The organism is Massilia phyllosphaerae (genome assembly GCF_034659755.1).
GTDB classification, from domain to species: Bacteria; Pseudomonadota; Gammaproteobacteria; order Burkholderiales; family Burkholderiaceae_D; genus Telluria; species Telluria phyllosphaerae.
Map to the genome: position 1 here is coordinate 53006 of NZ_JAXSQX010000007.1, position 25065 is coordinate 78070.

Genomic DNA, 25065 nt, shown 5'->3' on the forward strand with positions numbered 1-25065 from the left:
CGAACCGGTTTCGCCATCAATCCTGCAGCACGACCTGGGTACCGGCCTTGACCAGGCCCGCCACCTCGGCCGCGCTCCAGTTGGTCAGGCGGATGCAGCCGTGCGACTCGGTTTTCCCCACCATGCCCGGCACCGGGGTGCCGTGGATACCGTAGTGCGGCTTGGACAGGTCGATCCAGGCCACGCCCACCGGATTGTTGGGACCGGCAGGCACGGTGGCCTTCTTGTCGCCTTCCTTGGCATCCCAGAACAGCTTGGGGTTGTAGTGGTAGGTTGGATTGCGCAGCACGCCCTGGATCTTCCACTCGCCGATCGGCAGCGGATCGTGTTCGCTGCCGGTCGAGGCCGGGTACTGGGCCAGCAGGTTGCCGGAAGCGTCCTGCAGGGTCAGGATGCGGGCGTCGTTGTAGACCACCACGCGCGCGGCCGGCGGCAGCGGCGGCGTGCCGACCACGTTCGGGACCACGATCTGGGTGCCGAGCTGGCCGAGGTTCTTGCCCTGGTTTAGCTTTTCCACCAATGCCGGGCTGGCGTGGAATTTCTCGCCCAGGCCTTCGGCCGGGGTCGCATAACCGAGCGCCGGCAGCTTGGCCTTGTCCATCATCTCTTCCGGAATCGGCCGGAACGGGCCGGCGACATCCGCCTCGGCCAGCGAGTAGCTGACCAGGGTAGGGGCAGTGTCGGCGTTCAGCGCGTTCCAGGTGGCCTCGTCCAGCTTGCCGGTAACGGGCAGATTGCGCGCTTTCTGGAAGCCGGACAGGGCCTGGCGCATGTTGGAGCCGAAGGCGCCGTCGATTTCGCCGGGCGAGAAGTGGGCACGGTCGAGCAGCACCTGGGCACGCAGCAGGCGCTCGAATTCAGCTTGTTTGGCGGCGGGATCCTGTGCGGCGGTCGTTACCGCGGCGGTCGTTACCGCGGCAGTCGTCACCGCGGCGGCGGGTGCCTGTGCGGATGGGTTGTCCTGCGCCGCTGCCGGGGCGGGCGTGGCAGGGACTAGCGTGGCTTGCGCGGTGGGCGCCGTGTAGCCCGGCTTGGCCATGGGCGCGGCGGCCGGCGCCGTCATGCCAGTGGGCTGTTTCTTTGCTGCGGGCTGGGTTGCGGTAACGGGCTGGGCACCAGCGGACAGGGTCGCGCCCAGGAGGGCGGCGAGAAGGGAAAGATGTTGATTCTTCATGGGGCACCTGCTGTTCTTGCTTCGGAAGTTTCAGGCTAAAGCTGCCTTCAAGCATGGTCTGTGCGGGAACGAACCCAAGATTGGGCAGGCCGGCGCAGGCCGCCACGGCATGGATGGGGCTACAATCGACACATGCCGACATCGACCATCACCCTCCAGCCGTCCGGCTGGACCTTCCAGGCGGACGCCGACACGCCGCTGCTGCGCGCGGCCGAACAGGCCGGCTTCGAGCTGCCCAGTTCCTGCCGCAACGGCACCTGCCGCACCTGCATCTGCCGCGTGGCCGAGGGCGCGGGCCGGGTGCGCCACCTGGTCGAATGGCCGGGTTTGTCCCTGGAAGAAAAACGCGACGGCACTATCCTGCCATGCATCGCGGTGGCGCTGGAAGACCTGACGCTGGAACAGCGCCTGGCCAGGCAAATCAACTGGCCCGATTGAGGCCAGGACGGATTATTTCAGGGACGATTCGATCGCTTGCAGCACCAGCGGCCAGGAAGCCGAGCTGGCCGCGACCTCGTCGTAGTGGCTGGCGCCCGGCAGGATCACGGCCTCGGCCGCATCGCCGGCGGCGCGGGCGCGTTGCGCGTACGCGTGCGCCACGCGCGGCGGCGATACCTTGTCCAGCTCGCCGGTGACGAGGATCGTGCGGCTGCCGTTCGGCAGCAGCTCGGCGGCATTGGTGTCGCTGAACACGTCGGGACGGGTGGCACTCGGGTTGCCGGCCAGTTGCGCGGTCGTGCGCTCGCAGCTCGATTCGATCAGGGCCGCTTCGCGGCGCAGGTCGGCCAGGCCGCCGAGGCTGACCACGCGCCGCACCTGCAGCGTGCCGGCCGGGTGCAGCGGGCTGGTCGCAGGGACACGGAAGCGGCCCGCCATCCACTGCACCAGCTGGCCGCCGGCCGAGTGGCCGACCGCCACCAGGCGCTCGAGGTCGAGCGGGTAGCGTCCGGCCTGGGCCGCGAGGGTGTCGAGCGCCGCATTCATGTCCTGGTAGGTGCCGGGGTAGCCGCCGCCGGCTTCGTCGACGCGGCGGTATTCCACGTTCCACGATGCGATGCCGCGCGCCGCCAGTGCGCCGGCGATATTGCGCAGCTGCGTGATGCCGCCGAATTCCTTCGTCCAGCAGCCGCCGTGCACCAGCACCGCCACCGGGAACGGACCTTTGCCGGGCGGCAGGAACAGTTCAGCGTATTGGGAAGGCGCGCTGCCGTAGGCGAAGGTGACGCTCGGCGCCGGGCCGCTCAGGGCCATGTAGCCGGCCAGTTTCATTGGTACGGCCGGGACCGGGGCGCCGGCGGCACTGTCGGCGGCGATGGCCGGCGCCGCGCCGGCAAGACAGGCGCTCAGGAGCAGGGCGCGGGCAGAAGCGGTGGGGCGCGGCATGGGGGGACTCCAGGGTGTCAAAACGCAACTATACCAATCGCGGGGCGCCAGGAACAGCAGCCGCGCACGATTGAAAACCGCTCCCGATCTTCCATGCTAGTCTGCGCAAAACGTCAACGGTTTCACACACAGGAGAACGCCATGACCCAGTCGAAATCCAGCGGTACCCAGAACAAGCAGTCCGACAATCAGTCTGAACAAGACCTGGCCAAGCAGCGCGCCGGCAAGGCGGACAAGAGCAGCCACGACAACAAGTCGCGCGTCAAGGCCAGCACCGGTGAAGGCGCCGGCGGTGGTGCCAAGCAGAAGCAGAACCACTGACCCTATCGAGCAATCGTGAGTGCGCCGGCAGCATGGCAGTGCGCCGTCATGCTGCCGCGTTTTATTTAGGAGGGACGAAGATGAGCCTACAAGAACGAGGGTGGCCGCAATACGCCGGCATCCATGCCCATTCGACGCCGGACCCGGAATCCCCGGATCCGACCAATCCGGATTCGCCGCCGCCGAGCCCGGATCCGGACGATGTGCCGGCACCGTCGCGCGCACCGGTGCAGGAGCCCGATGCGCCGACGGCACCCGTCAAGGCCGCCCAGGCAGCCTGACGGGGAGGACAGGCATCAGCTCTTGGCTGGTGCGTCCTTGTCATCCGGCAGCTTGCCGTGCAGCGGCGGGATTTCCTTGATCATCTGATCGGTTTCATGCTGGGCTGGCGAGCGTTCGCCGCTGCCGATGTCGGATTCATGCAGCATGCCGCTGCCTTTGGCGGCCGGGTCGGGTTTTGGAATCGAGGTGTTCATGGCTTGCTCCTTGCGTTGTCATGTTGACCTGATCCTAACAGTCCATCGCAGCAACCGGCGCGCAATAGATGTCACGGTATGCGCAATGCGTGCGACGGAAGTCTTGCTGAATGGATAAAATATGCAATATTCGTACGTCAGCGCACACAAGCCGGCGACGGAGTTTTTATAATGGCTTATTGGCCATTTACTGGAGGAGAAAGCCGCAATGAGCACCACCTTGCACAACAAGATCTACCTGGGCCGCAACTCGCTGCTCGATTCGCGCCAGGTACAACTGGCCGCGCTGACGCTGGGCGTCCTGGCCGGTGCCGGCCTCGTGTGGTTTGCGCGCCGTGCCCTCCGCTGAGCGGCCGGGCAGTTTGCAGGTTGCCGGACCAGCCCGCTGACGTTACCATGGCGGGCTTGTTTCCGTAGAAAGCCGTAATGAAGAACGAAAAACTGACGGGCGACGAATACGACGCCCTCGAATGGATCCGCCGCGGTACGCGCACCAACCCCTGCATCGGGCGCAATGCCAAGCGCCTCTCGGGCCTGAAGATGGCGCAGTACGAGCGCAACGGCACCCTGGTGCTGACGCCCAAGGGGCAGGAAGTGCTGTTCCTGCGCCGCTGCGTGCAGGCGCTGCGCGCGCTCGACGCCGATCCGTCCGCCGCCATCGATGACGACGTGGTGCAGTTCCTGAGCCGCAAGTCGCACATTGCCGCGCGCGAAGAAGGTGGCTACACGCTCACCGCGCGTGGTCGCGAATCGCTGGCCGACATCGCCGCCCAGGAGCCGCAGCCGCGCTAGACGCGTCCTGTGTCGCTCAGGCGTTGCGGCGGCGGTGGGGATAGACCAGCGTGCGCACGGCGATCTCGGCCGGTACATTCATCGCCGCCAGGAATTCCGCGGCACGCTGCAGGCCCAGGCTCGGGACCGAAGCCACGGCCTGGTTGACCAGGTCGCGGGTGCGCATGTCAGTGCGCGGCTTGCGCTGCTCCAGGGTGGCGGTGTCGGCGTTCATCGTATCTCTCATTTTATTCCGTGCGGCTATTGACAATAGGTCAAAAACGCCAATTTTAGAAGAACGATGTCGTTTAGGCCACTACTAAATGATGTCCTTGTTCATTTTCAGGGGTAGACGGCTTCGCCCGCAACATGCTTGCGCAGCAGCTGTTCGAAGGCGTCCGCCGGCAGCGGACGCGAGAAATAGTAGCCCTGCATCTCGTCGCAGCCCTGGCGCCGCAGGTAGTCGAGCTGCTCGGCGGTCTCGACGCCTTCGGCGATCACCGACAGGCGCAGGTTGTGGGCCAGCGCGATGATCGAATCGACGATGGCGGCGTCGTTGGCGTCGTGGGTGATGTCGGCCACGAACGAGCGGTCGATCTTCAGCACGTCGATCGGGAAGCGCGACAGGTAGGAAAAACTCGAGTAGCCGGTGCCGAAATCGTCGATCGACAGCTTCACCCCGAGCGCCTTCATGCGGTGCAGCAGTTCCACCGCCGGCGTGACGTCGCCCATGAACAGGCTTTCGGTCAGTTCCAGTTCCAGGCAGCCGGCGTCCAGGCCGCTGTCGCGCAGCGCCGCCTCGATGCCCGGCAGCAGGTCGGCGGCGCCGAACTGGCGCGCCGACAGGTTCACGGCCACGCGCATCCTGCCCAGGCCGGCATCCTGCCAGGCCTTGTTCTGGGCGCAGGCGGTGCGCATCACCCAGGCACCGATCGGGACGATCAGACCGGTGTCCTCGGCCACGCACACGAAGCGCGACGGCGGCACCATGCCCAGTTCCGGATGCTGCCAGCGGATCAGCGCTTCCATACCGACGATGCGGCCGCTTTCGAGGTCGACCTGCGGCTGGTAGTGCAGCACGAATTCGTTGCGCTCCAGCGCGCAGCGCAGCCCGCTTTCGATGCGCACACGCTCGAGCGATTCCTCGTTCATGGCCGGGGTGTAGAACTGGAAGTTGTTGCGGCCCAGTTTCTTGGCACGGTACATGGCGATGTCGGCGTGCTCGATCAGGCTGTCGGCCGGGGTGCCGTCGCTCGGGAAGATGGCCACGCCGACGCTGCAGGTGACCAGGAATTCGCGGCTGCCGAGCAGGATCGGCCGCGCCACCGCATCCATCACGCGCTGCACGATGGCCGGGGTCAGCGCTTCGTTGTCTTCGGCCAGGATCGCCACGAACTCGTCGCCCGACAGGCGCGCCACGGTGTCGGTGTCGCGCAGCGCCGCGCGCAGGCGCGCCGCCACCGTCATCAAGAGCACGTCGCCGGCCTTGTGGCCCATGCTGTCGTTGACGTACTTGAAGCGGTCGAGGTCGAGCAGCATCACCCACACCGGGCGGCCGTTGCGGCTGGACCAGGCCACCGCCTGGCCGAGCCGGTCCTGCAGCAGCGAACGGTTGGGCAGCCCGGTCAGCACGTCGTGCTGGGCCACGTGGTGGACACGCTGCTCGGTCAGCTTGCGGGCGGTGATATCGCTGCCGGTGCCGCGGTAGCCGCTGAAGCGGCCGTCGGCGTCGTAAATCGGTTCGCCGCTGATGCAATACCAGCGCTCGCCGCCGCGGTCGTCGATGATGCTGTATTCGAAGTTCTTGAAGGATTCGTACGCCTGCAGCGCCGCCATGTGCTCGCGGACGAAGGCACTGTCGGCCAGTTGCGGCAACAACTCCCAGCGTGTCTTGCCGAGCAGGCGCTCGACGGACATGCCCGATTTTTCGGTAAAGCCGCCGGTAACCGCCACGAAACGGAACTGGTCGTCCTGCTCCCAGTACCAGTCCGACGACAGTGCTGCCAGCCGGCGAAAGCGCTGCTCGCTTTCCTGCAACGCCTGTTCGGTGCGCTTGCGCGCCAGCACGTCGTCGATCAGGCGCTGGTTGCTCAGCTTGAGGTCGGCGGTGCGCTCGCGCACCAGTTCGTGCACCTTGCGCGAACGCTGGCCGGCGGCCTGCACCAGCGCCGCCAGCAGCAGGGTGGCGAACAGGCCGCCGCTCAGCAGCAGGGTCGAGCCCGGGTGATTGGCCAGCCACGGCCGCGGCGCCGCGATCGCTTCCACGGTCCACGGCTGGTCGCCGATCGTGAAGCCATGCAGCACGCGGCCGCTGTAGCCGCGCGCCAGCCAGGGCAACGGCGCCGGCTGCGGCGGCTTTTCGGTTGCATGCTGCGCATCGTGATTGGTGTAGACCAGGCTGGCGGGCAGGGCGCGGGCGCCGGCATACACGTGCAGCAGGATGCTGCGCTCGTCCAGCAGCCCGGTGCGTGCCAGCGCCGTGTCGACCAGGCTTTGGACGCGGACCACGACGGTGGTATCGCCGACCAGGCGGCGCGCGCCGTCGTAGACCGGCATCACGACCTGGAAGCTGGGTTTGCTGCTCGGGTCCTGCGCCAGGTGAAGCAGGCCGGTGGCCGTGGCATGGCCGTTGCGCTGCGCGCGTTCGATGGCACCCGCCACCTCATGGTTGACGCCGACATTCAGGCCGAAGGCCGCTTCGTTGCCGCGCATCGGTTCCAGGTAGTCGACCACGTTGTAGACCGGACGCCGAGGCGCCGGCACCAGGGCACGCGATGTGCCGTCGACGCGCAGCTCGGTCAACACCGTGCCTGGACGCACGCCTTGCAGCCCCGCTTCGAAGGCGGCGCGTTCGCCGTCCCGTACGACGCGGTGGAAGCCGAGGGCGACGATGAAGGGGTTGCGCTCCAGCAGCGGCGTGGTGAAATCGTGAAATTGTTCGCGGGTGACCAGCGGCACGGTGGCGAACAGCTGGTTGGTCACGTTCACCACTTCGACCGCATGGTCCATGCCCTGGCGCAGCGCGGCCACGCGGATGCCGACGTCACGTCCGAAGGCCAGCGCCTGGTTATCATATTCGAGGCGTGCGACCGCGATCGTCAGCGCCAGGGTGGCGGCCAGCCCCCCGCCCAGCGTCAGGGCGGCGGCAAGCGTGAGCGAGCGCGACAAACGGCGATGCGGCATCCAGGACTTCCCGTGATTGGACAAAACGATGGCTTGGACAAATATGATTGCCCGTAGGTATCAAGCGGGGCCAGTTTGTCACAAAAGGCGTCGTCACCGCAAACTATTCGCCACATTCTCCGGCAAAGCGTGTCCTAGTGTGGCGGGGCCAGAACAGATCGCCATGCCAGCTGCATAACCAGCAGGCGCACCCATAGCCGGTTCAACAAGCCCAGGCCGAGACCGTGCCTGCGCGCCAGGCCATGCAGCCGGCGCACCCCCGGCAGGGCGTCGCCTGCGGCGCCGGCGGCGGCGTGCATGGCGAACACGATACGGTTGTTGCCGGCGACCTTGTCGAACCAGCAGGTGCGCCGTGTAAACACGGTGTCGAGCGCGTCCAGCACCACCGGGTAGCGCGGATCGTAGGTGAAGACGTTGGCCACCAGCACGCCGCCGTCGCCCAGCACGGCGCGGCAGTCGCGGTAGAAGGCGGCGTTGCCGAGCGCCGGCGGCAGGCCCTCGGCGCCGAAGCCGTCGACCAGGATCACGTCGAACGGGCGGGCGCCCTGTGCGGCCTGCGCCTTGACGTACTCGACCGCGTCGGCATGGACCACGCGCAGGCGCGCGTCGTCGGGCGGGACCAGGAACTGTTCGCGCAGGGCGATCACGTCGGCGCGCAGCTCGACCACGGTGATGCGGCAATCCGGGAAGTGGCGGTGGCAGAACTTGGCAAGCGACCCGCCGCCCAGCCCGACCATCAGGATATGGCGCGGGCGCGGCACGAACAGCGCAAAGCACATCATCGCCCGTGTGTATTGCAGCGTCAGCGCGTAGGGGCGGGCGAGCAGCATTTCGCTCTGGACGTCGCCGGACTCGAAAGCCAGCGTGCGGCGGCCCTTGTGGGTGCGTACCAGCGGCGGGGCGGTGGCGGCGGGGTCGGCGCAGGTGACGAAATTCGGAAGGCGGGACATGCGACAAGTATACGACAGCCCAGGCGGGCGCCAGGTCGTATAGCCCTAGGGCAAGTGTAACTTGTTGGCGCGGATGGGTTTCTGATAAGCTGCCCGTTGCACGCAATCTGAGGGGCGCATGGACTCGACCACGATGGTATTGGCACTCGCACTGGGCAACCTGGCCCTGTGCGCGGCCCTGTTTTTCTTCGAGCACGTCGATGGCCGTCCGGCCGCCCTGTCGGCCTGGGGCTGGGGCCGTCAATACCAGGCCGCCGGCTGGCTGCTGCTGGCGATCGGCGCGGCCGGCGTGATGCCCGAGGGGCTGGCCTTCCCGGTGTCGTATGCGCTGGTGTTCGCCGGCGTCGCCTGGGAGTGCGGCGCGCAGTGGGAACGCGCGGGCCGCCTGCGCTGGCGGCGCGTGGTGGCGCCGCTGCTGGGACTGGCCGTCGCCGCCTTCGTCGTCTGCAACCTGATCGATCCCTTCGGCCTGCGCGCCATTGCCGCTTCGCTGGTGCTGGGGGCCTTCTACCTGGGTGCCGCCGTGGCGCTGGCGATCGGCTGGACCGAGGCGTCGATGCTGCGCCGCTTCCTGGCGCTGGCAACCGGCATACTGGCGCTGGTGGTGGGCGCGCGCGGCGCCCTGGTGCTCGCCGCGCCTGCCGGCTGGGGCTGGATGAGCAACGACCTGCTGCGCCAGCTGCACACCGGCGCGCTCTACCTGCTGGCCGTACTGGGCGCCTTCGGCTGGCTGCTGCTGGGGCGCGAGCGCCTGCAGGGCGAGCTGACCCGCATGGAAATCGTGGACCCCCTGACCGACGTGCCCAACCGGCGCGGCTTCTTCCAGACACTGGCGCCGTGGATGGCGCTGGCACGCCGCCCGGGCCAGCCGACCGCGCTGGTCCTGTTCGACCTCGACCAGTTCAAACGCATCAACGACGGCTACGGCCACCCGGCCGGCGACGTGGTGCTAGCCACGCTGGCCGCGGCCTGCAAGCGCCAGCTGCGCGACAGCGACGTGCTGGGACGCCTGGTCGGCGTCGAATTCGCGATCCTGTTGCCGCGCACCGGCGAGCAGGATGCGCTGATGGTGGCCGAGCGCATGCGCGCCGCGATCGAGGCCCAGCGCGTGAAGACCGAACGCGCGCTGATCTCGCTGACCGCCAGCTTCGGCGTGACCACGATCCGCCCCGACGACAGCAACGTGACGCTGCTGGCGCGCGCCGACGAAGCGCTGCGCGCGGCCAAGGCGGCCGGGCGCAACCGGGTCGAGCTGGCGGCGCCGCCGGTGCTGGCCGAGGATTGATGACTCACGATTTAAGACTCCGCAGGGCCGGCGCCAGGCCGGGGTAGCGGAACACGTAGCCTTCCCGCTGCAGGCGCGCCGGCACGACCCTCTGGCCTTCGAGCAGCAGGTCGGCCTGCTCGCCCAGCGCCAGCCGCAGCGGCCAGCCCGGCGTCGGCACCACGCTCGGGCGATGCCAGATGCGCGCCGCGGTGTGGCTGAACGTCGCCTGCGTCACACATTCGGGCGCGGTGAAATTGGTGGCGCCGCCCGCATGCGTGTCGAGTGCGAGGCGCCAGCGATGGGCAATCGCCCCCAAAACGTCGTCGACGTGGATCCACGACAGCGCCTGCTGCCCGCTGCCCAGCCGGCCGCCCAGGCCGAGCAGGATCGGCAACAGCATCATCGGCAGCGCGCCCGGGCGGCCCAGCACCAGGCCGAAGCGCATGCATTCCACCTGCACCCCATAACGCGCAGCCGCCAGCGCCGCTTGTTCCCATTCGCGGCACAGGTCGGACATGAACACCGGCTGCGGCGGTGCGCTTTCGTCCAGTGCCGCCGGGTCGCCGGTGGCCTGGGTGCCGTAATAGCCGATCGCCGACCCGGACAGCAACAGGAAGGGTTTGTGCGTGGCGCGCCCGATCCATTCGACGACGTCCCGGGTCAGCCCGACGCGGCTGCGGCGCAGCGCCGCCTTGCGCGCTTCGCTCCAGCGCGGCCCGAGGATGCGCGCGCCGGCCAGGTTGACGACCACGTCGACCCGGGTGTCCGGCGCCAGCGCGCGCATCGATTCGATGCAACGCACCTGGCCATCGAAGCTCCAGGCAGCCTGCCTGGGCTGGCGGGTCAAGGCGATCACGTCGTGGCCGTCGCGCAGCAGGGCGTGCACCAGCCTGCGGCCAATGAAACCGGTGGCGCCGGTGATCAGCACCGTCCTGCGCGTGTCGTCGAACGCGAGCGCGCCATCGTCGGCATCGTTGGTGCCGCCCAGGCGCAGCGCGGCCAGCCCATCGCGCACGCCGGACAAGCCGACGCCGGCGCCGCACAGTGCCAGGAACACGCTCAGCCAGCCCTGGGCGGCGGGTTCCAGCCGTGTCGGCCGGGCCAGCCAGTCCGGAAACTGCAGCGCCAGCAGCGCGATCAAGGCGCCGCCATTGATGGCCAGGATGGTGTGGGTGACCCGTTCGGTCGCCGGCAGCAGCCGGCTGCGGTCCTCGACCACGAAGTCCCACAGCGTCAGCCCGATCTCGAGCGCGAACACGGCAAACAGGACGGGTGCCCACGCGCCGTGCCAGGCCCAGCCGGCCAGGCCGATGAACAGAAGCGCATACAGCAGCGCGCGCACGGCATGGATCGCCAGCTCGCGCCGGGCGCCCGGCCGGCGCGGCAGCGCCTCGGTCAGTTCGTGGTGATACAGCGTGTCGAAAGCGCCCAGGCAGCCCTGGACAGCCATCAGTTGCAGGGCCAGCGTGTGGGTGTTCATGCGCGCGCCTCCCGCATCCGGAGGGCGGGCGCGGCCCGGTCCCGGCGCCACAGCCAGCACAGTGGCGGCAGCATGGCGGCCAGCGCGGCGAGGTCGATCCACACGTGCGGCCAGTAGGCCGCGCGCAGCGAGACCAGCATGTCCTGCGGTGCCCATACCAGCAGGCCGGCCATCAGCCACAGCCAGATGCGCGCATCGCGCAGGCGGCCACCGAGCCAGACCAGCGCGGCCATCCACAAGGCCATCGCCTGCACGGTCGGACCGAACAGGGCCAGCCACCAGCCGTCCAGTGCGCGAGCCTGCGCGGGCGCGCCGGCCGGCCAGAACGCGGCTTCGATGCCGCGGTGGTAGCCGTCCAGCAGCGCGGCGCCGCCCAGCCAGGGCAGCAGCACGCCAGCCGCCACGTGCAGCGCGCACAGCGCGAGCAGCCAGCGGATCATCCAGGTACGTGTCGTTGTCGCGTCCATGTTCGCTCCTGTTATATGATGAATGGCCCGGCCGCCTCTGCCGCCCCGTTCCAGCTGCGCAGGCGCGCCATGGAAACGACGCGGAGCGGGCAGCGCCCGTCGTAGTAAAGGGTAAGGGCGGGGGCGGGCATCATGCTTTCCCTTTCCTGTCCGACCCCAGCAGGCTGGCCGCCTTGCCGCCCATCTTGAGCAGGCGCTGCAGGGTCTGGGGCGACAGGTGCTGCCAGTCCTGGTAGGTGGCGCTGAGCATCTCCAGGAAGTCGAGCACCGTCTGCATGCGCGCCAGCACGGCGGCGTCGAGTTCCTGGTCTTGCGAGCCCTCGATCGCGCATTCGCGCAGCAGGGTGAGCGTGGGATCGATCTCGCGCCGCTTACGCTCCTCGACGATGACACGGAAGATTTCCCATACATCCTGCAAGGCCACGAAATGGTCGCGCCGGTCGCCCAGCACATGGGTGATGCGCACCAGCTTCCAGCTCTGCAGCTCTTTCAGGCTGTTGCTGACATTCGAGCGCGCCACGCCCAGCGTGTCGACGATGTCGTCGGCGGCCAGCGGCCGTTCGGCCAGGTACAGCAGGGCATGGATCTGGGCGACGGTGCGGTTGACACCCCAGCGGGTTCCCATTTCGCCCCAGTGCAGGACGAATTTCTGGGTGGTCGGACTCATTTTCATAAATTTCCTTAATTTCTGTGGATACAGAATATAAGGAAATTAAAGAACAATCAGAACGAAATGTCAACGTGATTCGTCGACGTCCCTGCCGGACTCGATGTTGTGAATGGCGCCGGCGTGGCTACAAGCCGGCTAGTCGGCCAGCCATTGGTGGTAGCGCTGCTGGCTGGCCAGCAGGCGTGGCGTGGGCGTGCATTTGCACAGGCACAGGTCGTCTTCGAGGGCGGGACGGCGGCCGTCTTCGCTGCAGGCCAGGCGCCTGCCGTCGCAGGCGATCTCGCCTTTGCTGCCGCAATTCGGGCAATCGACCAGGTCGCCTTCGAGGGCGCGCCGGACGCCGTCCAGCGACACGCTGGAACTGGCCGTCACGACTTTGCCGCCGGCGTCGGTGGCGGCACCCAGGGTGATGTAGCAGCGCTTGCGCATCGTTGTTCCCGTCCCGTCAAAAATTTTCACTCTAGTGGCGCAGCAGGGCGTGTATTTGCGCGCGCACAAACGTGTCGCTTTTTACGAAGAACTGTTAAATCGTCTATACTGTTTGGCTTGTTTTCAGGAGAACATCGGTATGGCAAAAACGACAGCGGCGGCAGGCAAGGCAGGGCGTGCGGCGAAGGAAGAAAAAGCGGGCAAGGCAGCGGCGGCGGTAAAGCCTGCCAGGACCGCGAAAGCCGGCGCAGCGGCCAAGGCCGAGGCCAAGCCTGCGCCCAGGGCGGCTGCCAGGACCGGCGCCGGGGCCGCAGCCAAACCCGCGGCAAAGCCTGCCGCCAGGGCGTCGGCCAAATCTGTCGCCAAGGCGGCACCGCAGCCGGCCGCCAAGGCCTCCGTAAAGCCTGCGGCAAAGCCGGCCGCACGTGGCAGGACGGCTGCCGCCAGCCCGGCGCAGGCGGTCAAGGAAGCCGCGCGCAAGCTGGCGCCGCCGCCCAGGACCCGCAGCAGCCGCGCGCCGGCCGCGCCGGCACCCGAGACCCGCGCCGAAGCCGTGCGCCAGCAGCTGGTGCGCGACAGCTTCACCATGCCCGAGCAGGAATACGCGGTCATCAACAGCGTCAAGCAGGCTTGCCTGAAGGCTGGCTTCGAAGTCAAGAAAAGCGAGCTGCTGCGCATCGGCGTGGCCCTGCTGGGCCAGTTGGATACGGCCGCGCTGCGCGCCGTGCTGGCCGGCCTGCCTCAGATCAAGACCGGACGACCGGCCGCGGAATAAGCCGAAGCCGAAGCCAATCCAGCGCCGGCGTGACTGACGTCGCGTCGTTAATGATGCACGCGCCCTTCGGGCGTCGTGCGTGACTCGGCCGTCAATTCCTTCAGCTCCCGGATCGAGATGTTCGACTTTTCGTGCATCCGCAGCAGGATGGTCGCCCCCACGTTCAGCTTGCGGTGGCGGATCTTGCTGATGATCGGGGGCTGCACTTCAAGAACGCGGCATAGCTCGGCATCGTTCTTCAACTGCATGCGCTCGATCAAAGTGTCGAGCAACTTGTTGGGCATGAAGCTCGATGGCTCCATCGCGCGTGCTCGGTGCATTGCCTCGAGCAACTCCTGTTTTTTCTGCCGTACGCTCATGAATTCCTCCGTAGTGGATGACATTCAAGACTGATCGACTGTTTTGGAGAAGTGCCCGACCGGATTTTGTTGGCGCCTTGTGCTAGCCCCGCGTCGCCTGCGTCCAGCAGGATGACGTTGAGCCCGTGCAATGCGGGGTGGGTTTTGTTGGAATGCTACTACGACTTTGACAAGATTGACGCACTGTTCATGAAAAACACGCCAGAACGTCGCTCTTTCTGCTAGGAATTCCCGGCAAATTCGCTTATCTATTTCAGCCAGGAATTAAACCGGCGCGTGTCAGCACCAGTATCCGGTCGGCCATGGCCGCCGCCGCATGCGAGTGGGTCACCATGATGGCGCCGGCGCCACTGTCCTTGATCTCGGCACGCAGCAGGTGCAGGATGCCGGCGGCGGTATCGGGGTCGAGGTTGCCGGTCGGTTCGTCGGCCAGCAGCAAGGCGGGGCGGTGCACCAGGGCGCGCGCGATCGCCACGCGCTGCAGCTCGCCGCCGGACAGCTGGCGCGGGAAATCGGCGCCTCGTCCCTCCAGGCCGACCGCATCCAGCATGCGCGCCGCGCGCGCTGGGTCCGGCGCGCCGTTCAAGAGCAGCGGCAGGGCCACGTTCTGCGCCAGGCTCAGGTGGGGCAGTACGTGAAAGGCCTGGAAGATGAAGCCCATGCGGGTACGCCGCATCCGGGTGGCGGCATCGTCGTCGAGCGCCGACATCGGCATGCCGTCGACCAGGACCTGGCCGCTGTCCGGCATGTCCAGGCCGGCGATCAGGTTCAGCAGGGTGGATTTGCCGACCCCGGATTCGCCCATGATGGCGACGAATTCGCCGGCCTGGAAGCGGTGCGAGAGCCGGGCCAGCACGGTGCGGCCGCCGTAGGATTTGCCGAGGTCGACGAGTTCGAGCATGGATGACGGATTGAAAAGGCAGACGCTACTCTAGCACGGCGGCGCCATGCGGCCCGGGGTGAGCACGGTTGGGCCGGCGCGCGAGCCGTCCGGCACAAATCGCGTATTATAGATCAAAGAACAACACTTCAATCCTTGCCGCATGGTGCGGCAGGTCCACCTGGGGAGCCTCGATGCCGAGCCCGAATTTGGAATCACCTTTGGATTACCTGTCGCCGGATGCGCACCTTGCCGGTGCCGCCGCGCAAGAGCATGCCGAGCTCGATGCCGGCCTGCGCGCATGCCATGCCTGCATTTCGCCCAAGTTCCTGTATGACCCGCTCGGCTCGCGCCTGTTCGAAGCGATCTGCGAGCTGCCCGAGTATTACCCGACACGTACCGAGGCCGCGATCTTCGCCCGCCACGGCGCCGAGATCGCATCGACCATCGGCACCGGCGCCACCCTGATCGACCTGGGCGCGGGCAACTGCGCCAAGGCGGCCAGCCTGTTTCCGCTGCTGCGGCCGGCCCAGTACGTGCCGGTCGACATCTCGGCTGACTTCCTGCAGGACGCGGTGGCACGCCTGCGCCTGCGCTTCGGCCACATCGAGATGAACGCGGTCGGCATGGATTTTTCCACCAGTAACTGGCAGCTGCCCGAGTTCGTGCGCAGCGGCCGCCGCCTGTTCTTCTATCCCGGCTCGTCGATCGGCAATTTTGCCCCGGGCGAGGCGCGCGCCTTCCTGCGCCGCGTGCACGCCCAGTGCGGCGAGGATGGCGGCATCCTGATCGGCATCGACCTGGCCAAGCCAGCCGCGGTGCTGGATCCGGCCTACGACGATGCACTCGGCGTCACCGCCGCCTTCAACTTGAACGTGCTGCGCCACGTGAATCGCCTGCTGGATGCCGATTTCGACATCCGCGCCTGGCGCCACCGCGGCTTCTACAACGAAGCCGCGGGCCGGGTCGAGATGCACCTGGAAGCGACGCGCACGCAGCAGGTCAGCTGGCGCGGCGGCAGCCGCCGCTTCGAAGCGGGCGAGTGGATCCACACCGAAAACAGTTATAAATACCGCCGCGGCGACGCCATCCGCCTCCTTGAGGAAGCGGGCTTCGCCACGGGCGCCGTCTGGACCGACCCGCAGGGCTGGTTCGCCGTGATCCACGCGCGCGCGCGGCCGGCACACTGAGGAGTCCGTCATGGGAACCCCGTTCGAACGCGCCGCTGCCGGCGCCGAATGCGCTGCCGAGTTCGGGCAGGTGCGCCAGCGTTCGGTGCACCTGGCCGAGCCGTTGTCGCCCGAGGACTGTTGTGCCCAGTCGATGCCGGACGCCAGCCCGGTCAAGTGGCACCTGGCGCACACCACCTGGTTTTTCGAAACCTTCATCCTGGAGCCGCGCGAGGCCGATTTCCGGCCTTTCCACCGGGCTTTCCGGGTGCTGTTCAACTCCTACTACAACGGTGTCGGCGACAAGCATCCGCGTCCGCAGCGCGGCCTGCTGACGCGCCCCGCGCTGGCCGACGTGCTGGCCTACCGCGCCGACGTCGACCGCCGCATGGCGCGCCTGCTGGCGCAGCATCCGGCCGACCCCGCGCTGGCGGCGCTGGTGGAACTCGGCCTGCAGCATGAGCAGCAGCACCAGGAGCTGATCCTCACCGACGTCAAGCACCTGCTGGCGCAGAGCCCGCTGTTCCCCGCCTACCTCGATGCGCCGCTGGCGGCATCCGCCCCGGTGGCGGCGCCGGCCTGGGTCGACTTCGACGGCGGCTTGGCCGAGATCGGCCACCGTGGCGCCGGCTTTGCCTTCGACAACGAATTGCCGCGTCACCGCCAGTACGTGGCGCCATTCGCGCTGGCCTCGCGCCTCGTGAGCAACGGCGACTACCTGGAATTCGTCGAAGCCGGCGGCTACCGCGATCCGTCGCTGTGGCTGGCCGAAGGCTGGGACAAGGTAGCGCGTGGCGAGATCAGTCATCCGCTGTACTGGGTTCGGCCCGACGAGACGGCCGGCGGGCGCGGCGCCTGGCAGGAATTCACGCTGCACGGCCTGCAGGCGCTCGACCCGGCGCGCCCGGTCACTCATGTGTCGCTGTACGAAGCCGATGCCTATGCGCGCTGGCGCGGCGCCCGCCTGCCGACCGAGGCCGAATGGGAATTCGCCGCGCGCGACGTGGCGATCGCCTGCGGTGATCAGAATTGGCACCCTGAGCCGCGCGCCGCCGGCAGCGCCGGCCTGGCGCAGATGTTCGGCGAATGCTGGCAGTGGACCAGCAGCAGCTACGCGCCCTATCCGGGCTTCGCCCCGGCCGCCGGCGCGCTCGGCGAGTACAACGGCAAGTTCATGATCAACCAGTACGTGCTGCGCGGCTCGTCCTGCGCGACGCCGCACGGCCACGCGCGCGCCAGCTACCGCAACTTTTTCCCGGCAGGCGCACGCTGGCAATTTACCGGCATTAGGCTTGCCAGATGAAAACCTTGAGCGGCCCGCGCCTGCGCGCGATCAACCGGCGCGCGAATGCCTGGATCATGGCGCATCCGCTCGAATTCACGCTCACCGCGCTGAAGGGCTTTCGCGCCAACCAGGGCCTGCTGCTGGCCGGCGCCGTCGCCTACTACGCGCTGCTCTCGATCGTGCCCTTCCTGATGCTGGTGGTGGTGGTGCTGTCGCACTTCATCGACCAGGCCGAGTTGCTGGTGACGCTGCGGCGCTACCTGGAACTGATCGTACCGGGCCAGTCGGCCTCGATGGTGGCCGAAGTCGCGCACTTCCTCGACACGCGCGACCTGATCACCTGGGTGCTGGTGGCCACCATGGTGTTTTTCAGTTCGCTCGCCTTTACGGTGCTGGAAAACGCGATGAGCGTGATCTTCGTGCACCGGGTGGCGGTGCGGCGCCGGCATTACCTGATATCGGCATTGCTGCCTTACTGCTACGTGCTGGCGCTCGGCTTCGGCGTGATGATCGTTACCCTGGTCGCCGGCGCGCTGCAGGTGATCGGTAGCGAATACATACAGCTGTTCGGCTGGCGCTGGTCGCTGCACGGGGTGTCGGGCGTGCTGCTCTACCTGCTCGGCCTGCTGGGGGAAATCCTGGTGCTGACCTCGATCTACATGGTGATGCCGGTGGGGCGGCTATCGCTGTCGCATGCGCTGGTAGGGGGTATTACCGCGGCGCTGCTGTGGGAAATCGCGCGCCACGTGCTGGTGTGGTACTTCACTACGCTGTCGAAGGTCAACCTGGTCTATGGCTCGATGAGTACCGCCATTGTCGTCATGTTCAGCCTGGAGATCGCGGCGACCCTGCTGCTGTTCGGCGCGCAGGTGATCGCCGAATACGAACGGGTGGGCCGGCACGGCGGTGGACGCGAGCCGCCGCCGCTCAGGACGGCGCCCTGAGCGGCTGCCCGGGCCACACCAGGCAGGCGAACACCAGGCAGCTCAAGCCGGCCACGATCAGGGCGGGGGTGCGGAATTCCGGATGGCTGGAGCTGAACAACAGCAGGGCGCCCAGGCCGACCGGCACCGCCAGCAGCAGGCTGGCGACGGCGCGGTGCGCGAGCGACGTGCGCATGCGGCTTTCGAAAAAAGGCGTGTACAGGAAGCCCGACGCCAGCAGCGCGCCGCAGCCCAGCATGGACAGGATGATCGACGGTGGCGACACCGCCGCCTGGCCCTGGGGCGCGCCGGCGGCCAGGATGGCGAACGGGATGCAGCCCAACAGGAGCAGGAGCCCGAACAGCAAGGATACGCCGCGTACGATACCGACCATGACCGATCTCCGGTTACCATCCGGCTTCCATCATACTGCAGCGGCAGCGTGAAAATCTCACAAAATTTCACACCGGCGGCATGCCAGGGCCGGGTCAGCCCGGCGTCACCCCGCGCAGGGCCAGCGGCAGCGCGCGTGCCCAGCGGTTGGCCGACAGCGAGAAGCTCAGCGCGTGCACCTGGTGGTACCAGCCGGCCGGCACGTACAGCATGTCGCCGGGCTGTACGATCACCTCGATCAGCGCGGCCTGCCGCGCCAGCGGGTGGCGCGCGAAGTCGGGCGCCTCGGCATCGACCGGAGAACCGAACAGCACCGGATTGGCTTCGCGTACGTAGAGATATGCGTCATGGTGCGGCGGCGCCAGCATGATGCGCTTGGTGCCGCGGATCTGGGCGAAAATGTTGTCGTCGTAGTCGCAATGCAGCGGCGTCACCGTGCCTGCCGGTCCCAGCCAGAAGCGCGGCGGTCCCATCCTGTCGAAATAGGCGGGCCAGTGGCACAGGTGGTTCATGGCGCGCAATTCCAGGTTGCCGACGTAGGGCGGCAGGCCCGGCGCCGGCGCGGCCACCAGGTCGAGGTAGGCGCGCAGGGTCATGTCCTGCATCGCGCGGTCGGGGGCAAAGGCGTTGTTGATGTAGTCGCCGACGCGCGCCCGCACCGGCACCTCGCCGAATTGCGCGCGCAGCGCATCCGGGTCGAGGGCGCACAGGGGCCAGCGCCCGACCACGCCTTCGATCAGGAAGGGCAGGCCTTGCGCGGCGCGCGCGCGGAAGGCGGCTGCGTCCGGGCGGCGGACGCGCGGTACGGTATCGATGAGGGGGAGGGTGCGCGCGGCGTCCCGGATTGCGTCGCGCATGGCGGCCATGGAGGGCACGCCGCGCACGGCGGCGTCGCGCCGTGCGCGTGCCTGGCGCGCTTCGTCGTCCAGCACGGCCGGGCGCCGCGGCAGGCGGCCGGCCGGCTGTGCGGACTGGTCGGGTTGATCGGGTTGACCGGCTTGATCGGCTTGATCGGGAAGCGCGGCGGCGGGATGGTTCTGGTTGGACGTCATCCCGCCATTTTACCGGCAGACAGGCTTACGCCGCCCGCGCCGCCGGCATCTCGGCGTTCAGCGCCAGCTGGCGGTTCACCGCCGACAGCACGGCCTTGAACGAGGCGGTCAGGATGTTGTTGTCGATCGCCGCGCCGAACAGGGTCGGGCCGTTGGCGAGGCGCAGTTCGACGTAGCAGGCCGCACGCGCGTCGGCGCCGGAGCCGATCGCGTGCTCGTGGTAGTCCATCAGGCGCACGTCGAGGCCGAGGGCATTCACGAAGGCGTCGATCGGGCCGTTGCCGGTGCCGTGGCGGTTCTGCGTCACACGGTTGTGCTGCAGCGTGACGTCCATCTGCACCCGGTGTTCGCCTTCGCCTTCGCTGTCCTCGGTCATGCGGTGCGACGCGTACTGGTAGGCCGCGTTTTCCTGTTCGAAGTACTCGCGTGCGAACAGCGTGTGGATGTCGGACGCCGCCACTTCGCGGCCGGTGGCATCGGCATGCTGCTGCACCACGCGCGAAAACTCGATCTGCAGGCGGCGCGGCAGTTCGAGGCCGTATTCCTGCTCGAGCAGGTAGGCCATGCCGCCCTTGCCTGACTGGCTGTTGACGCGGATCACGGCGTCGTAGCTGCGGCCGAGGTCGGCCGGGTCGATCGGCAGGTAGGGCACTTCCCAGATCCCGTCCTTGTCCTGCTTGGCGAAGCCCTTCTTGATCGCATCCTGGTGCGAGCCCGAGAACGCCGTGAACACCAGGTCGCCCACGTACGGGTGGCGCGGGTGTACCGGGATCTGGTTGCATTCCTCGACCAGCTGGCGCACTGCATCGATGTCCGAGAAGTCCAGCCCCGGGTGCACGCCCTGGGTGTAGAGGTTCATCGCGAGCGTGACCAGGTCGACGTTGCCGGTGCGCTCGCCGTTACCGAACAGGCAGCCCTCGACGCGGTCGGCGCCGGCCATCACGGCCAGCTCGGCGGCCGCGATGGCGGTGCCGCGGTCGTTGTGCGGGTGCACGCTGATCACCAGGCTGTCGCGGTTGTTCAGGTTGCGGCACATCCACTCGATCTGGTCAGCGTAGATGTTCGGGGTGGCGGCTTCCACGGTCGAGGGCAGGTTGACGATCATCTTGTTCTGCGCGGTCGGCTGCCATACGGCGCTGACGGCGTCGACGATGCGCTTGGAGAAGTCCAGCTCGGTCGTCGAGAACGATTCCGGCGAATATTCGAGGCCCCATTGGGTGTCCGGATGCCGGGCCACCAGTTCCTTGATCAGTTGGGTGCCGTTCACGGCGATCTCCACGATCTGGTCCTGGTCCATGCCGAACACCACGCGGCGGAATACCGGCGCCACCGAGTTGTAGACGTGGACGATGGCGCGCTTGGCGCCGACGCAGGAGTCGACGGTGCGGCGGATCAGCTCATCGCGCGCCTGGGTCAGCACGATGATGGTGACGTCGTCCGGGATGTGGCCGTCTTCGACCAGCATGCGCACGAAGTCGAAGTCGGTTTGCGAGGCCGACGGGAAGCCGACTTCGATTTCCTTGATGCCGATCTGCACCAGCTTCTGGAAGAAACGCAGCTTCTTGTCCACGCTCATCGGCTCGATCAGTGCCTGGTTGCCGTCACGCAGGTCGGTGCTCATCCAGACCGGCGGCTGGGTGATCGAACGGCTCGGCCACTGGCGGTCGGCGAGGGGAACGGCAGGGAAGGCGCGGTACTTGGCGGCGGGATTGGTCAACATGGCAAGGCTCCTGATCTTTGTGTGTACTGGACGACGACGATGTGTGAAATCTGGTGTGGCGCTGGCTGCCGGACGGGCCACGCGACGCTAGGCCCGGCAACCGATCATTAGATATAGCGCTGCGGCGCGCGTGCTGATGAACCAGCCTGATGCGGCGGCGGCGTTAAGTTCGGGCGTGGACTCGGTGGTGGCTGACATCGGTACAACTTCCTTGGGGCTGCGGTGTCCGGCAGGGCCGGGCGGGTGCCGGCGGTGCCGGCGCTGCGCTTAGGCGCGTAGCGGCAGGGCCGCTAGCGATAGCGCGCCAGCGAGCGGTAGGAGAGTCGACAGAGGCAGTGAAGAGAACATTTATTCACTCTAAGTGAATTTTGTTTGGCGTGTCAAGCGTTTCATGAGTTGCTGTTTGGTTAACGCGACATCACAGGGCGCGGGTGACCGAAACTTACCGTTGCGTAAGATCAAGTTCTTGAGATTAACGCGGTGGCACAGTCACCCTTGCGCCGCGCCAAGCGGAGCCAAGAAAAACCTGACCGGGAGATGTGATGAGCCATAACCTGTTCCTTGTTTTTCCCCTGCCGGTGACCCTGGCCTTCGCCGCTGTGGTCATCCTGCTCCTGATGCTGGCGCGCCTGGTGGCGCAGCTGTGCAAGCCGGTGCCGGTGCGGTTGCCGGCGCCGCGCGGCACCCCGCCCGACCCCCATGCCGACGGTGGGTGCGCCGCCGACGCCGACCTGCATCGTGGCTGATCTTCTGCGCGGGGTAGCGATGGCGGCGCTCAAGGGCCTGGACACGACGCTGGAATTGACGCGCCACGCGCAAGCGCTCAAGCGGCAGGGCTACGATTTCGCGCTGCGCTACTACAGCCACAACGCAAGCAAGAATCTGTCGCTGGGCGAGGCCAGGGCGCTGGCGCAGGCCGGCATGCGCATCGGGGTGGTGTGGGAAACGGCGGGCACGCGGGCCGGCTTCTTCACCCGCGCCCAGGGCCTGGCCGACGGCGCCGCGGCCTGGCTGATGGCGACCCAGGCGATCGGCCAGCCGTTCGGCTCGGCGATCTACTTCGCGGTCGACTATGACCCGACCCAAGCCGACATCGATGGCGCGATCAGCAATTACTTCACCGGCGTGCACGCGGCGCTGTACGTGGCGAACGAGGGGCGGCCCTCGTACCGGGTCGGGGTGTACGGTTCGGGCCTGTGCTGCGGCGCCCTGATGGAGCGCGGCATCGCCGCCTGCAGCTGGCTGTCGCAATCCACCGCTTTTGCCGGCTCGCGCCAGTACGCCGAGCAGAAGCGCTACGACATGATCCAGATGCTGCCGATGCGCATTCCGGGCGAGGACGGCATCCTGCTCGACATCGATCCCGACGCCACCCACCCGGACCGCGATCCGGGGCTGTTCGTGGTGTGATCGCAGTGTAAGCTAAGATGCTCTTTTTTCGCGAGGAGCCGGCTTGGACGTCACCCTGCAGGATATTACCGAGGACAACTTCGAAGATGTCATGGACATGGAGTTGCCCGACCACCAGCGCGACCTGTTGGCGAGCAATGCCTATTCGATCGCCCAGTCGCGTTTTTATCCGGACTACATCCCGCGCGCCATCTACAGCGACGGCGCGCCGGCCGGTTTCCTGCTGTACGCCCGCGATGCCGAGGGCGTAGCGGGCGACTACGCGATCTACCGCTTCATGGTCGACCACGCACGCCAGGGGCAGGGCATCGGCCGCCGTGCGATGGCGCTGGTACTGAGCGAACTGCGCGCCCGACCGGACATGCGCCGCGTCACGATCTGCTATCACCCGCATAATGCGCGGGCAAAGCAGTTCTATGCCGGCTTCGGCTTTGTGGAAACCGGCATCGATGAACGCGGGGAAATGGTGGCGGAACTGCCAGGACGTCCCGCCGCTTGATCTCAGGCGACCTTCACGCGCGCGGCACCCTCGGCCATGCGGCCGATCACGGCGGCGTGTTCGAAGCCGTCGCGCTTGAACAGCGCCAGCACCTCGTCGACGCTGCCCGGATCGCAGGAGACCAGCAGGCCGCCCGAGGTTTGCGGGTCGCTCAGGAGGATGCGCCCGGTCTCCTCCACGCCGGCGCCGAGTTCGACGTCGTGGCCGTAGGCATCCCAGTTGCGGCCCGAGGCGCCGGTGAAGTAACCGTCGTGCGCCAGCTGTTCGACGCCCGGCAGCAGCGGGATGCGGTCCATCTCGAGTTCCGCCGTCAAGCCGGCGCCGCGCGCCAGTTCCAGCAGGTGGCCGAGCAGGCCGAAGCCGGTGACGTCGGTCAGTGCATGCACGCCGTCCAGCTGCGCCAGCGCCTTGCCTGGCTTGTTGAGCTTGGTGGTATTGGCGATCATGGCGGCATAGCCCTCGGCATCCAGCTTGTCCTTCTTCAGCGCGGCCGACAGCACGCCCACGCCCAGCGGCTTGCCCAGGATCAGGACGTCGCCGGCGCGGGCGTCGGCATTGCGCTTGACCTTCGACGGATGCACCAGTCCCATCACCACCAGCCCGTAGATCGGCTCGACCGAGTCGATGGTGTGGCCACCGGCGATCGGGATGCCGGCCTCGAGGCACACGGCCGCGCCGCCTTCGGTGATCTTGCCGATGGTCTCCAGCGGCAGCTTGTTGATCGGCATGCCGACCAGGGCGAGCGCCATGATCGGCGTGCCGCCCATCGCGTACACGTCGGAGATGGCGTTGGTGGCGGCGATGCGGCCGAAATCGTAGGGGTCGTCGACGATCGGCATGAAGAAATCGGTGGTGGCGATCAGCGCCTGCTCGTCGTTGAGCTTGTAGACGGCGGCGTCGTCGGCGGTCTCGATGCCGACCATGAGTTCCTTCGGCACCGGGAAGCCGCTCGACTTCTTGAGGATCTCGGACAGCACGCCGGGCGCGATCTTGCAGCCGCAGCCGCCGCCGTGGGAGAAGGAGGTCAGTTTGATGGGTTGGTCGAGGTCGCTCATGTCGGTTCCGGAAAAAGAAGGAGATTATCCACCAAGTCGAGGACGGCCGCTCGCTCGGCCGCCGGGGCGAACAAGTGGGCGCGCGCGGCGCACTGGCGGCGCAGGCGTGCCTGGAAACGCGTATCCAGCACGCTGCGCTCGACCAGGCGCGCCAGCGCCCCCGCATCGCCGGCCGGGAAGTAGCCGGCGTAATCCTCGCCCAGCATGCCGAGGTTGCCGCCCACGTGCGAGGCCAGCACCGGCACGCCGCTGGTCACGGCTTCGATGATGACGTTGGCGCCGCCTTCCATGCGCGACGCGATGACCATCGCATGGCAGCGCCGCAGGCGCCGCCGCGCCGGCAAGTGGGGCAGGGCGCCGAGCCAGCGGTAATGCGGCGTGGCCGCTGCGGTGGCGCGCGCGGCATCGGCCAGGCCGGGGTCGAGGGCGGCGCCGATGTGCAGCAGGCGCACCGCGGGTGCGTCGACCTGCCTCGCCGCCGCCATGAAAGTCAGCGGATCCTTTTCCGGCCGCAGGTGGCCGATCATGGCGATGTCGGCACGCTCGCGCCGTCCGCGGTAGGGCCGCAGGCGCGGTGCCGACTGGTAGATCACGTGGGCCCTGGCCTGCTGCTGCGCCGTCAGTTGCGCCAGGCCGTCCGGCTGCAGCACCACCAGCGCATCGGCCAGGCCGAGCGAGGCCCGGGCGCTGTCGTCTTCATGGATGTCGCGGTACAGGTCGGTGCCGGTCAGCACCAGCAGCGCGGGCTTGTGGGGATGCGCGGCCCGGAACGCGGCCAGCGCCGGCGCCGAGCGGCGCGCGTGCAGGGCGATCAGCAGGTCCGGCACCGCGTCGCCGTCCTGCCAGCTGGTCGCGATGCGCACCCGGTAGCCGGCGCGCAGGAAGCGCTGCCAGCGGCTGGCGGTCTGCCAGTTGCCGTTGTTTTCGCGGGCGGAGGCGGGACTGACGATCAGAATCTGCGGCTGTGGCATGGG

Annotated in this window: 29 protein-coding genes and 1 pseudogene; 13 read left to right on the top strand and 17 right to left on the bottom strand. The window is 67.7% G+C overall.

Annotated elements, in window-relative coordinates:
* Window positions 1–16 precede the first annotated feature (16 nt).
* Window positions 17–1174, bottom strand: coding sequence for a L,D-transpeptidase family protein (locus U1H99_RS23705; protein WP_323144168.1), 1158 nt, complete (start codon window positions 1172–1174; stop codon window positions 17–19).
* Window positions 1175–1306: 132 nt separating this feature from the next.
* Here U1H99_RS23705 and U1H99_RS23710 point away from each other — a divergent pair, with 132 nt between their 5' ends.
* Window positions 1307–1612 carry a 2Fe-2S iron-sulfur cluster-binding protein gene (locus U1H99_RS23710; RefSeq protein WP_323144169.1) on the top strand — a complete coding sequence of 102 codons (306 nt, stop codon included), beginning with the start codon at window positions 1307–1309 and terminating at the stop codon, window positions 1610–1612.
* A gap of 12 nt (window positions 1613–1624) precedes the next feature.
* Here the strand turns inward: U1H99_RS23710 and U1H99_RS23715 are convergent, their stop codons facing one another.
* Complete coding sequence (locus U1H99_RS23715) at window positions 1625–2557, bottom strand: alpha/beta hydrolase family protein (RefSeq protein WP_323144170.1); 933 nt, start codon at window positions 2555–2557, stop codon at window positions 1625–1627.
* Window positions 2558–2698: 141 nt separating this feature from the next.
* Here U1H99_RS23715 and U1H99_RS23720 point away from each other — a divergent pair, with 141 nt between their 5' ends.
* Both U1H99_RS23720 and U1H99_RS23725 read left to right on the top strand, forming a co-directional pair.
* Window positions 2699–2878 carry a hypothetical protein gene (locus U1H99_RS23720; protein ID WP_323144171.1) on the top strand — a complete coding sequence of 60 codons (180 nt, stop codon included), beginning with the start codon at window positions 2699–2701 and terminating at the stop codon, window positions 2876–2878.
* 80 nt (window positions 2879–2958) lie between these two features.
* On the top strand, window positions 2959–3159 hold the full coding sequence (locus tag U1H99_RS23725; RefSeq protein ID WP_323144172.1) for a hypothetical protein: 201 nt from the start codon (window positions 2959–2961) through the stop codon (window positions 3157–3159).
* 15 nt (window positions 3160–3174) lie between these two features.
* Here U1H99_RS23725 and U1H99_RS23730 read toward each other — a convergent pair whose 3' ends face one another.
* On the bottom strand, window positions 3175–3354 hold the full coding sequence (locus U1H99_RS23730; RefSeq protein WP_323144173.1) for a hypothetical protein: 180 nt from the start codon (window positions 3352–3354) through the stop codon (window positions 3175–3177).
* A 208-nt stretch (window positions 3355–3562) separates the two neighbouring features.
* Between U1H99_RS23730 and U1H99_RS23735 the strand changes: the two genes are divergently transcribed.
* Window positions 3563–3703 (top strand): hypothetical protein, encoded by a 141-nt coding sequence (locus U1H99_RS23735; RefSeq protein ID WP_185748463.1) that lies wholly within the window; start codon window positions 3563–3565, stop codon window positions 3701–3703.
* A 77-nt stretch (window positions 3704–3780) separates the two neighbouring features.
* The gene (locus U1H99_RS23740) at window positions 3781–4146 is read left to right on the top strand and encodes a hypothetical protein (protein WP_141828904.1); all 366 of its coding nucleotides are present in this window, start codon (window positions 3781–3783) and stop codon (window positions 4144–4146) included.
* Window positions 4147–4162: 16 nt separating this feature from the next.
* Here the strand turns inward: U1H99_RS23740 and U1H99_RS23745 are convergent, their stop codons facing one another.
* The 3 genes from U1H99_RS23745 to U1H99_RS23755 form a co-directional block, all read right to left on the bottom strand.
* Entirely contained in the window at window positions 4163–4360 is a 198-nt protein-coding gene (locus U1H99_RS23745; RefSeq protein WP_323144174.1) for a hypothetical protein, read from the bottom strand.
* Between the two features lie 107 nt (window positions 4361–4467).
* Window positions 4468–7308: a bifunctional diguanylate cyclase/phosphodiesterase gene (locus U1H99_RS23750; protein ID WP_323144175.1), complete on the bottom strand. Its 2841-nt coding sequence runs from the start codon at window positions 7306–7308 to the stop codon at window positions 4468–4470.
* Window positions 7309–7442: 134 nt separating this feature from the next.
* Entirely contained in the window at window positions 7443–8258 is an 816-nt protein-coding gene (locus U1H99_RS23755; RefSeq protein ID WP_323144176.1) for a fused MFS/spermidine synthase, read from the bottom strand.
* Between the two features lie 118 nt (window positions 8259–8376).
* Between U1H99_RS23755 and U1H99_RS23760 the strand changes: the two genes are divergently transcribed.
* Window positions 8377–9543: a GGDEF domain-containing protein gene (locus U1H99_RS23760; protein WP_323144177.1), complete on the top strand. Its 1167-nt coding sequence runs from the start codon at window positions 8377–8379 to the stop codon at window positions 9541–9543.
* 4 nt (window positions 9544–9547) lie between these two features.
* Here U1H99_RS23760 and U1H99_RS23765 read toward each other — a convergent pair whose 3' ends face one another.
* The 4 genes from U1H99_RS23765 to U1H99_RS23780 all read right to left on the bottom strand — a co-directional run bounded on the left by U1H99_RS23765 (window position 9548) and on the right by U1H99_RS23780 (window position 12571).
* Complete coding sequence (locus tag U1H99_RS23765) at window positions 9548–11005, bottom strand: TIGR01777 family oxidoreductase (RefSeq protein WP_323144178.1); 1458 nt, start codon at window positions 11003–11005, stop codon at window positions 9548–9550.
* On the bottom strand, window positions 11002–11472 hold the full coding sequence (locus U1H99_RS23770; protein ID WP_323144179.1) for a cell division protein: 471 nt from the start codon (window positions 11470–11472) through the stop codon (window positions 11002–11004). The genes U1H99_RS23765 and U1H99_RS23770 overlap by 4 nt, the downstream gene beginning before the upstream one ends.
* Before the next feature lie 130 nt (window positions 11473–11602).
* Window positions 11603–12145: a GbsR/MarR family transcriptional regulator gene (locus tag U1H99_RS23775; protein WP_323144180.1), complete on the bottom strand. Its 543-nt coding sequence runs from the start codon at window positions 12143–12145 to the stop codon at window positions 11603–11605.
* Window positions 12146–12277: 132 nt separating this feature from the next.
* Complete coding sequence (locus tag U1H99_RS23780) at window positions 12278–12571, bottom strand: PAAR domain-containing protein (RefSeq protein ID WP_323144181.1); 294 nt, start codon at window positions 12569–12571, stop codon at window positions 12278–12280.
* A 139-nt stretch (window positions 12572–12710) separates the two neighbouring features.
* On the opposite strand from U1H99_RS23780, the gene U1H99_RS23785 reads away from it, so the two are divergent.
* Window positions 12711–13346, top strand: a complete 636-nt coding sequence (locus tag U1H99_RS23785) for a hypothetical protein (RefSeq protein ID WP_323144182.1) — start codon at window positions 12711–12713, stop codon at window positions 13344–13346.
* Between the two features lie 47 nt (window positions 13347–13393).
* On the opposite strand, the gene U1H99_RS23790 is transcribed toward U1H99_RS23785, so the two are convergent.
* Window positions 13394–13705 carry a hypothetical protein gene (locus tag U1H99_RS23790; protein ID WP_141828912.1) on the bottom strand — a complete coding sequence of 104 codons (312 nt, stop codon included), beginning with the start codon at window positions 13703–13705 and terminating at the stop codon, window positions 13394–13396.
* Window positions 13706–14102: 397 nt separating this feature from the next.
* A pseudogene (locus U1H99_RS23795) lies at window positions 14103–14606 on the bottom strand (ABC transporter ATP-binding protein); the annotation flags it as partial.
* A 173-nt stretch (window positions 14607–14779) separates the two neighbouring features.
* Between U1H99_RS23795 and egtD the strand changes: the two are divergent.
* The 3 genes from egtD to U1H99_RS23810 are packed head-to-tail and all read left to right on the top strand — an operon-like array spanning window position 14780 to window position 17983.
* A complete protein-coding gene (egtD, locus tag U1H99_RS23800; protein ID WP_375341642.1) occupies window positions 14780–15775 on the top strand; it encodes an L-histidine N(alpha)-methyltransferase in 996 nt (331 codons plus the stop codon).
* Window positions 15776–15785: 10 nt separating this feature from the next.
* Window positions 15786–17057, top strand: coding sequence for an ergothioneine biosynthesis protein EgtB (egtB, locus tag U1H99_RS23805; RefSeq protein WP_323144184.1), 1272 nt, complete (start codon window positions 15786–15788; stop codon window positions 17055–17057).
* Window positions 17054–17983 (top strand): YihY/virulence factor BrkB family protein, encoded by a 930-nt coding sequence (locus tag U1H99_RS23810; protein WP_323144185.1) that lies wholly within the window; start codon window positions 17054–17056, stop codon window positions 17981–17983. The genes egtB and U1H99_RS23810 overlap by 4 nt, the downstream gene beginning before the upstream one ends.
* Here U1H99_RS23810 and U1H99_RS23815 read toward each other — a convergent pair.
* The 3 genes from U1H99_RS23815 to leuA form a co-directional block, all read right to left on the bottom strand.
* On the bottom strand, window positions 17967–18356 hold the full coding sequence (locus U1H99_RS23815) for a hypothetical protein (protein WP_323144186.1): 390 nt from the start codon (window positions 18354–18356) through the stop codon (window positions 17967–17969). The genes U1H99_RS23810 and U1H99_RS23815 overlap by 17 nt on opposite strands.
* A 94-nt stretch (window positions 18357–18450) precedes the next feature.
* Complete coding sequence (locus tag U1H99_RS23820; protein ID WP_323144187.1) at window positions 18451–19407, bottom strand: cupin-like domain-containing protein; 957 nt, start codon at window positions 19405–19407, stop codon at window positions 18451–18453.
* Between the two features lie 25 nt (window positions 19408–19432).
* A complete protein-coding gene (gene leuA, locus U1H99_RS23825; protein ID WP_323144188.1) occupies window positions 19433–21127 on the bottom strand; it encodes a 2-isopropylmalate synthase in 1695 nt (564 codons plus the stop codon).
* Between the two features lie 542 nt (window positions 21128–21669).
* Between leuA and U1H99_RS23830 the strand changes: the two genes are divergently transcribed.
* From U1H99_RS23830 to U1H99_RS23840, 3 genes are read left to right on the top strand one after another with little or no spacing between them, the layout of a single operon-like run.
* Window positions 21670–21873, top strand: a complete 204-nt coding sequence (locus U1H99_RS23830) for a hypothetical protein (RefSeq protein ID WP_323144189.1) — start codon at window positions 21670–21672, stop codon at window positions 21871–21873.
* Window positions 21866–22537 carry a DUF1906 domain-containing protein gene (locus tag U1H99_RS23835; RefSeq protein ID WP_323144190.1) on the top strand — a complete coding sequence of 224 codons (672 nt, stop codon included), beginning with the start codon at window positions 21866–21868 and terminating at the stop codon, window positions 22535–22537. The genes U1H99_RS23830 and U1H99_RS23835 overlap by 8 nt, the downstream gene beginning before the upstream one ends.
* Before the next feature lie 43 nt (window positions 22538–22580).
* A complete protein-coding gene (locus U1H99_RS23840) occupies window positions 22581–23036 on the top strand; it encodes a GNAT family N-acetyltransferase (protein ID WP_323144191.1) in 456 nt (151 codons plus the stop codon).
* Between the two features lie 2 nt (window positions 23037–23038).
* Here U1H99_RS23840 and selD read toward each other — a convergent pair whose 3' ends face one another.
* Both selD and senB read right to left on the bottom strand, forming a co-directional pair.
* On the bottom strand, window positions 23039–24091 hold the full coding sequence (gene selD, locus U1H99_RS23845) for a selenide, water dikinase SelD (RefSeq protein WP_323144192.1): 1053 nt from the start codon (window positions 24089–24091) through the stop codon (window positions 23039–23041).
* Entirely contained in the window at window positions 24088–25062 is a 975-nt protein-coding gene (gene senB, locus U1H99_RS23850; RefSeq protein WP_323144193.1) for a selenoneine biosynthesis selenosugar synthase SenB, read from the bottom strand. The genes selD and senB overlap by 4 nt, the downstream gene beginning before the upstream one ends.
* Between the last annotated feature and the right edge of the window lie 3 nt (window positions 25063–25065).

Bases quoted from the DNA above. Each gene is read 5' to 3' on its own strand.
- U1H99_RS23780 (WP_323144181.1), bottom strand. From the start codon at position 12,571: ATGCGCAAGCGCTGCTACATCACCCTGGGTGCCGCCACCGACGCCGGC.
- U1H99_RS23730 (WP_323144173.1), bottom strand. From the start codon at position 3,354: ATGAACACCTCGATTCCAAAACCCGACCCGGCCGCCAAAGGCAGCGGC.
- U1H99_RS23820 (WP_323144187.1), bottom strand. From the start codon at position 19,407: ATGACGTCCAACCAGAACCATCCCGCCGCCGCGCTTCCCGATCAAGCC.
- U1H99_RS23740 (WP_141828904.1), top strand. From the start codon at position 3,781: ATGAAGAACGAAAAACTGACGGGCGACGAATACGACGCCCTCGAATGG.
- U1H99_RS23790 (WP_141828912.1), bottom strand. From the start codon at position 13,705: ATGAGCGTACGGCAGAAAAAACAGGAGTTGCTCGAGGCAATGCACCGA.
- U1H99_RS23745 (WP_323144174.1), bottom strand. From the start codon at position 4,360: ATGAACGCCGACACCGCCACCCTGGAGCAGCGCAAGCCGCGCACTGAC.
- U1H99_RS23775 (WP_323144180.1), bottom strand. From the start codon at position 12,145: ATGAAAATGAGTCCGACCACCCAGAAATTCGTCCTGCACTGGGGCGAA.
- U1H99_RS23735 (WP_185748463.1), top strand. From the start codon at position 3,563: ATGAGCACCACCTTGCACAACAAGATCTACCTGGGCCGCAACTCGCTG.
- U1H99_RS23755 (WP_323144176.1), bottom strand. From the start codon at position 8,258: ATGTCCCGCCTTCCGAATTTCGTCACCTGCGCCGACCCCGCCGCCACC.
- U1H99_RS23725 (WP_323144172.1), top strand. From the start codon at position 2,959: ATGAGCCTACAAGAACGAGGGTGGCCGCAATACGCCGGCATCCATGCC.
- selD (WP_323144192.1), bottom strand. From the start codon at position 24,091: ATGAGCGACCTCGACCAACCCATCAAACTGACCTCCTTCTCCCACGGC.
- U1H99_RS23810 (WP_323144185.1), top strand. From the start codon at position 17,054: ATGAAAACCTTGAGCGGCCCGCGCCTGCGCGCGATCAACCGGCGCGCG.
- U1H99_RS23760 (WP_323144177.1), top strand. From the start codon at position 8,377: ATGGACTCGACCACGATGGTATTGGCACTCGCACTGGGCAACCTGGCC.
- U1H99_RS23815 (WP_323144186.1), bottom strand. From the start codon at position 18,356: ATGGTCGGTATCGTACGCGGCGTATCCTTGCTGTTCGGGCTCCTGCTC.
- egtD (WP_375341642.1), top strand. From the start codon at position 14,780: ATGCCGAGCCCGAATTTGGAATCACCTTTGGATTACCTGTCGCCGGAT.
- senB (WP_323144193.1), bottom strand. From the start codon at position 25,062: ATGCCACAGCCGCAGATTCTGATCGTCAGTCCCGCCTCCGCCCGCGAA.
- U1H99_RS23705 (WP_323144168.1), bottom strand. From the start codon at position 1,174: ATGAAGAATCAACATCTTTCCCTTCTCGCCGCCCTCCTGGGCGCGACC.
- U1H99_RS23830 (WP_323144189.1), top strand. From the start codon at position 21,670: ATGAGCCATAACCTGTTCCTTGTTTTTCCCCTGCCGGTGACCCTGGCC.
- leuA (WP_323144188.1), bottom strand. From the start codon at position 21,127: ATGTTGACCAATCCCGCCGCCAAGTACCGCGCCTTCCCTGCCGTTCCC.
- U1H99_RS23765 (WP_323144178.1), bottom strand. From the start codon at position 11,005: ATGAACACCCACACGCTGGCCCTGCAACTGATGGCTGTCCAGGGCTGC.
- U1H99_RS23710 (WP_323144169.1), top strand. From the start codon at position 1,307: ATGCCGACATCGACCATCACCCTCCAGCCGTCCGGCTGGACCTTCCAG.
- U1H99_RS23770 (WP_323144179.1), bottom strand. From the start codon at position 11,472: ATGGACGCGACAACGACACGTACCTGGATGATCCGCTGGCTGCTCGCG.
- egtB (WP_323144184.1), top strand. From the start codon at position 15,786: ATGGGAACCCCGTTCGAACGCGCCGCTGCCGGCGCCGAATGCGCTGCC.
- U1H99_RS23715 (WP_323144170.1), bottom strand. From the start codon at position 2,557: ATGCCGCGCCCCACCGCTTCTGCCCGCGCCCTGCTCCTGAGCGCCTGT.
- U1H99_RS23785 (WP_323144182.1), top strand. From the start codon at position 12,711: ATGGCAAAAACGACAGCGGCGGCAGGCAAGGCAGGGCGTGCGGCGAAG.
- U1H99_RS23750 (WP_323144175.1), bottom strand. From the start codon at position 7,308: ATGCCGCATCGCCGTTTGTCGCGCTCGCTCACGCTTGCCGCCGCCCTG.
- U1H99_RS23720 (WP_323144171.1), top strand. From the start codon at position 2,699: ATGACCCAGTCGAAATCCAGCGGTACCCAGAACAAGCAGTCCGACAAT.